3 protein-coding genes are annotated in these 2254 nt (G+C 62.5%); all 3 read left to right on the top strand.

Going from position 1 to position 2254, the window contains the following annotated elements; translation table 11 throughout:
- The coding region (locus EN750_RS30365) for a carbohydrate ABC transporter permease (protein WP_145968055.1) at positions 1 to 672 on the top strand (672 nt) is incomplete at its 5' end.
- Positions 669 to 1730, top strand: coding sequence for a Gfo/Idh/MocA family oxidoreductase (locus EN750_RS30360; protein ID WP_127398938.1), 1062 nt, complete (start codon positions 669 to 671; stop codon positions 1728 to 1730). The genes EN750_RS30365 and EN750_RS30360, both read left to right, overlap by 4 nt.
- Before the next feature lie 15 nt (positions 1731 to 1745).
- A partial coding sequence (locus EN750_RS30355; protein WP_145968054.1) for an ABC transporter ATP-binding protein occupies positions 1746 to 2254 on the top strand: 509 nt, incomplete at its 3' end.

Below are 2254 nucleotides of genomic sequence, written 5' to 3'. Positions count from 1 at the left end.
GACTTGATCGGCTACACGACCGTCATCGGCCAGGGCGACTTCATCCACTATTTCCAGAACAGCCTCGTCGTCACCGTCGCCTCGCTGTTCTTCGTGCTCCTGTTCGGCGCCATGGCGGCGTTCGCCCTGTCGGAATACCGCTTCCGCGGCAACTCGCTGATGGGTCTCTATCTGGCGCTCGGCATCATGATCCCGATCCGGCTGGGCACCGTCGCCATCCTGCAATTGATGGTGGCGAGCGGGCTGGTCAACACGCTGACGGCGCTGATCCTGGTCTATACCGCGCAAGGCCTGCCGCTTGCAGTGTTCATCCTGTCGGAGTTTATGAAGCAGGTCTCCGACGATCTGAAGAATGCCGGCCGCATCGACGGCCTGTCCGAATACACCATCTTCTTCCGCCTGGTGCTGCCGCTGGTCAGGCCCTCGATGGCGACCGTCGCCGTTTTCACCATGATCCCGATCTGGAACGATCTGTGGTTCCCGCTGATCCTGGCGCCGTCGGAAGAAACCAAGACGGTGACGCTCGGCGCGCAGCTCTTCCTCGGCCAGTTCGTCACCAACTGGAACGCCATTCTCGCTGCCCTGTCGCTGGCCATCATGCCGGTGCTGATCCTCTACGTCATCTTCTCGCGGCAACTGATCCGCGGCATCACGTCCGGAGCCGTCAAGTGAACTCTGAAACACCTCTTCGCGTCGTCGTCGCCGGGCTTGGCAATATGGGTCGCAGCCATGCGCTGGCTTATCATACCAATCCAGGTTTCCAGATCGCGGCGCTGATCAATCGCTCCGACGTGCCGCTGCCGGACGGGCTGTCGGATTACGGCATCAGGCGCTCCTTCGATGACGCCCTGCGTGACGAAAAGCCCGATGTCGCCTGCATCGCCACCTATTCCGACAGCCATGCCGACTATGCGGTGAAGGCCTTCGAGGCCGGTTGCCACGTCTTCGTCGAGAAGCCGTTGGCAACGACGGTGGCCGACGCCAGGCGTGTCGTCGCCGCGGCCAAGGCCAACGGCAAGAAACTGGTGATCGGCTACATCCTGCGCCATCACCCGTCCTGGATCAGGCTGATCGCCGAAGCCCGCAAGCTCGGCGGCCCCTATGTCTTCCGCATGAACCTCAACCAGCAATCCTCGGGCCACACCTGGGAGACGCACAAGAAGTTGATGCAGACGACGTCGCCGATCGTCGACTGCGGCGTGCACTATCTCGACGTGATGCTGCAGATCACCGATGCCAAGCCGATCGAGGTGCGTGGCATGGGCGTGCGGCTGTCCGACGAGGTGGCGCAGTCGATGTACAATTACGGCCATTTGCAGGTGCTGTTCGACGACGGTTCGGTCGGCTGGTACGAAGCCGGCTGGGGTCCGATGATTTCGGAAACCGCCTTCTTCGTGAAGGACGTGATCTCGCCCAATGGCTGCGTGTCGATCGTCATGAAGGAGGGCGTCAAGTCCGACGACATCGACACCCACACCAAGACCTCGACCATCCGCCTGCACAGTGCGGCGACCGGCGCGGACGGCAAGTTTCTCAAGGCCGACGAGATGCTGTCGATGGAGGGCGAACCCGGCCATCAGGATCTCTGCGACCTCGAACAGGCCTTCGTGCTGAAGGCGATCCGCGAGGATCTCGATCTCACCAAACATATGGACGACGCGGTCAAATCGCTCGCCGTCTGCCTTGCAGCCGACGAGAGCGTGCGCAGTGGCACCGCCGTCAAACTCTAGAACAGGGACGAAGCCGTGGGCTCGCTGAACATCGAGAACGTGAAGAAGGCCTTTGGGCCGGTCGAGGTGCTGAAGGGCATCAACCTCGAAGTGAACGACGGCGAGTTCGTTGTCTTCGTCGGCCCCTCCGGCTGCGGTAAGTCGACCTTGCTCAGGGTCATTGCCGGACTGGAGGATTCGACTTCGGGCCGCGTCGTCATCGATGGCGCGGATGTCTCGGCCACGCCGCCGGCCAAGCGTGGCATCGCCATGGTGTTCCAGACCTATGCGCTCTACCCGCATCTGACGGTGAAGAACAATATGGGCCTTGGCCTCAAGCAGGCCGGTACGCCCGCCCCGGAGATCGAGCGCCGCATCGGCATCGCCTCGTCGATGCTGTCGCTGGAGCCGTATCTCGAAAGGCGGCCGGCCGAACTCTCCGGCGGCCAGCGCCAGCGTGTCGCCATCGGCCGCGCCGTGGTGCGCGAACCCAAGCTCTTTCTCTTCGACGAGCCGCTTTCGAACCTCGATGCAGCACCTGTCTC

Origin of the sequence: Mesorhizobium sp. M7A.F.Ca.ET.027.03.2.1 (genome assembly GCF_003999175.1) — a bacterium.
GTDB lineage: Bacteria > Pseudomonadota > Alphaproteobacteria > Rhizobiales > Rhizobiaceae > Mesorhizobium.
This window is presented reverse-complemented; position numbering and strand designations above follow the sequence as displayed.